Source organism: Mesorhizobium sp. M1A.F.Ca.IN.020.04.1.1 (assembly GCF_003997315.1).
GTDB lineage: Bacteria > Pseudomonadota > Alphaproteobacteria > Rhizobiales > Rhizobiaceae > Mesorhizobium.
In genome coordinates this window covers 1-3,651 of the sequence record NZ_RZSN01000307.1, presented here as the reverse complement: position 1 = coordinate 3,651, position 3,651 = coordinate 1, and the positions used below count along the sequence as shown (strand labels likewise).

At 63.5% G+C, this 3,651-nt stretch carries 4 protein-coding genes; 1 reads left to right on the top strand and 3 read right to left on the bottom strand.

The window, feature by feature from the left end; all coding sequences use genetic code 11:
- The first annotated feature begins 306 nt into the window (after nt 1–306).
- A complete protein-coding gene (locus tag EOA49_RS30995; RefSeq protein ID WP_127240121.1) occupies nt 307–696 on the top strand; it encodes a DUF427 domain-containing protein in 390 nt (129 codons plus the stop codon).
- A 77-nt stretch (nt 697–773) separates the two neighbouring features.
- Here EOA49_RS30995 and EOA49_RS30990 read toward each other — a convergent pair whose 3' ends face one another.
- From EOA49_RS30990 to EOA49_RS30980, 3 genes are all read right to left on the bottom strand, one after another.
- Complete coding sequence (locus EOA49_RS30990; RefSeq protein WP_206519879.1) at nt 774–1,520, bottom strand: polysaccharide deacetylase family protein; 747 nt, start codon at nt 1,518–1,520, stop codon at nt 774–776.
- 152 nt (nt 1,521–1,672) lie between these two features.
- Nucleotides 1,673–2,776: a glycosyltransferase family 9 protein gene (locus EOA49_RS30985; protein ID WP_127243565.1), complete on the bottom strand. Its 1,104-nt coding sequence runs from the start codon at nt 2,774–2,776 to the stop codon at nt 1,673–1,675.
- A gap of 121 nt (nt 2,777–2,897) precedes the next feature.
- The coding region (locus EOA49_RS30980; RefSeq protein ID WP_348626905.1) for a putative PEP-binding protein at nt 2,898–3,651 on the bottom strand (754 nt) is incomplete at its 5' end.

The window sequence follows — 3,651 nt, the reverse complement described above, 5'->3', positions numbered from 1 at the left end:
GGGGAGGGGGGTAACCGCCAGTTCCTGCTGCTCACGCTGCCGACCGCCGGCGGCGCGCTGAAGGTCGAGACAGCGGCGAGAAGCAGCAATCCGGTCGCCGGCATCGCTGCCGCCTATGCCGGCCTCATGGACGCATTCAAGGCCGCCGCCTGACTGTCGGCGGTTAGAACATTATTTCGCTGCACGCGACGCGTCATCGCGCCGCCTTGCGCGAGGCGTCGGGCCGATCCACCTTTGACGGACGAGAAGCGGTTCCGAACGGAAAAACCGCCACGCACCTTCCTCAAACTGCCGACGAGACCCGTCTTGGACAAGCGTGCCAACCCCGCCCCCGGCTTTCAGCGCAATCCCGACAAGGTGATAACGATCGAGCCTTATCGCGGCACCGTCACAGTCAGCGCCGGCGACGTCGTCATCGCCCGGTCTACCCGGGCCAGGCTCTTGTCGGAACCGCCCTACCCGGCGGTTTTCTATATTCCCTTCGACGATATCGATCTCAGCAAGCTCGCCAGGACCGAGCATTCGACGCATTGTCCCTACAAGGGCAACGCGAGCTATTGGAGCGTGCTGCCGGCCGGCGACAGCGGCAGGGACGCGATGTGGGCCTATGAGCAGCCTTTCGACGAAGTGGTCGAGATCCGCGATCACGGCGCGTTCTATACGGGCAAGGTGACGGTCGAGACTAAGCCGGAGTGATAGACTGCGGCGGAAAGCATCGCGGATCTCCGAGGTCGCTGAGCCTCCCAGCCGTCGTCATCAACCTCCGCCACGGATTAATCCGTGGTGCCGTCGTTGCCGACGTCGTCGGCGTCGTCCAGCCGAACGAAGGTCAGGCCCTTCTGCTTCAGGGCGAGCAGGCCCTGGACGACACCCTCGCCCGCGGCATGGGTCGGCTGGTTGATGTGAGCGATGATGACGTCGCCATCCTTGGCAGCGGCGATGCGCCGGGCGGTTTCCCTGGCGCCGAGCAGTGAGCCGCCGTCGCCATTGACGGAAAAGCCCGCGACCTTGAAGCCCAGCTTGCGGATCATGGCGATCGCCGACGGGCTGTATTCGGCGGTGGCGCCGCGAAACCATTTCGGCGGCGGGCCGCCAGCGCTCGCAAGCGCCGCGGCACCCGACTCGACCTCGGCCTGAACGGCATCTGGACTGCCGGCACTGCTGATGCCGTAGATCTTGCGGGGCGTGTCGACCGCCGGGATATGGCGGCCACCGTGGTTTTCCAGTTCGAACAGATCAGGATGCGCGCGCATGATCCCGACAGCGGCGGCGTTGCGCTTCAGCCAGATGCCGGTGACGAAGATAGTCGCGGGAATTTTGTTTTCGACCAGGGCCGAAAGAATGCGCGTATCGGTCTTCCCGCCGCAGGCGTCCAGCGTGAGCGCGACACGGCCACCGCCGCCTTGCGGCGTCAGATGCAACGTCGGTTCGACCAGCGTCCCGGCATTGCCAGCCGAGACCACGACAAGCGATAGCGCGATCGCGCAAAGAGATTTTTGAAGCAAACCCGTCATTCCCATGCCCGGCCCGTCAAGCCGCTCAACCGCAAGATGGCCTCAACAAGACGCGCATCTAGGCGAAAATCGGAACGGTTCGCATCCGAAAAGCCACCGCGCGACAATTTGCATGGAGAGTAGCTGCAAAAGCTCAACACGCCTTTAGCAGACTTGAGCTAGACCGCCTGCTCAAGCGCCACGTCGGTACGCGCCAAAAGTTCGCGCACCGCCTCGACCACGGAATCCACTTCAAGGCGCCAGACACAGCATGCCTTGCTCGAATCGGTCCGACGGCACAGGTCGCCGCCGACGCAATCGCAGGGCATGGAGGGGCGCAACGAGATGCTGGGGACGCCGACCGGGCCCCATCGAACCGGATTGGTCCGGCCGAACAGACCGACGACCGGAGTGCCGGCTGCGGCCGCCATATGCATCGGGCCGCTCTCATTGCCGAGGAATAATCTGGCCTCCTTGAGCAGCGCCAGCAACGTTTCGAGCGAGAGCGTGCCGACCAGATTGACGACCGGCGTTTTCGCTGCCGCCATGATCTTGTCCGCCGCCTCGTGCTCATCAGGGCCGCCGATCAGCACAGCGTCCAGGCCAGTTTCGGACGATATCCGTTCGATCGCGGCCGCAAAGCGCTCCGGCTGCCAGCGACGCCCGATGAAGCTCGCCCCCGCATGCACCGCCACGAAGGCATTTGGCCGCAAATGATGCTTGCTCAGCAAGGCGAGCGCTTGCGTCGTTTCGAAGGGCAGCGGGCGGATAGCCGGTGCCCTGACGCGCAGGTCGACGCCGAGCACCTCGAGCGGCGACAAATAGCGGAAGAGATAATGTTTTTCGCCGAATCCGTACGGCTTCATCCTGACATTGGCAGGCTGGCGCTCAAGCCAGCGCAGAGGTCGCTCCGTCGGATAGTGGCCGACACGAATCGGGGCACGGACCAATCCGGACACCAGCCGCGAAGTCTTGGAATCGGTGATGTCGATGACCATGTCGAAGCGGTGCCGCCGCAAAGTTCGCACAACCCGGACAAGCTCGCGCCCGCGCTGGAGCGGCGTGCCGCGCATGCCGGCACGGCTGAACGAAACGACCTCCGCTGCGATGCCATGCGCTGTTAGAAATCCAGCAAACCTGGCATCGCACAGGAACACGACCTTCACACCTGGATATCCGAGCTGAAGGTTCTTCGCCAAGGCAGAGGCAAGCACGATGTCGCCTATGAACTTGGTCTGCATGATCAGGATCGATCGGAAAGAGGTGGGGGAAATCTGCAACATCTGTTTCACGCCCCGAGTAATTCGGAACCAGAAACTGCCCAGGAACGATGTCGAGATTGAGAACCAGCGCGCGCACGTTCGCGTGAGTTTCCATACGAAATCGTAAGATGGAGCGCGCCGTTCAGGCGCGCTTGGCTCTTCCCTTCGCGGCCTCCACGGCCGCCTGGGCCGCAGCCAGCCGGGCAATCGGTACACGGTAAGGCGAGCATGACACATAGTCGAGGCCGACCTCTTCGCAGAAGCGGATCGAGGCCGGGTCGCCGCCATGCTCGCCGCAAATGCCGAGCTTGATGTCGGGTCGTGTTCCCTTGCCCTTTTCCGCCGCAATCCGCACCAGTTCGCCGACACCGTCGATGTCCAGCGAAACGAACGGATCCTGTTCGATGATACCTTTCTGCCGGTAGGTTTCAAGGAAGGAGGCCGCATCGTCGCGCGAGATGCCGAAAGTCGTCTGGGTCAGATCGTTGGTGCCGAAGGAGAAGAACTCGGCCGCTTCGGCAATGACATGGGCGCGGATGGCTGCGCGCGGCAGCTCGATCATGGTGCCGGTAAGATAGTCGATCTTGGTGCCGGTCTCCTGCATGACGCTTTGCGCGACGGCATCGATGCGCGCCTTGACGTATTGCAGCTCCTTCACGAGGCCGACCAGCGGCACCATGATTTCGGGCACCACCAGCGCGCCGGCCTTGTGGCCGGCCTGAACCGCCGCCTCGAAAATGGCGCGTGCCTGCATCTCGGCGATCTCGGGATAGGAGACCGCCAGACGGCAGCCGCGATGCCCGAGCATCGGATTGAACTCATGCAGCGCCTCGGTACGCTGCCTGAGCTTGTCCGCCGGCACATTCATGGCGGTCGCGACCTCGGCGAGCTCGGCG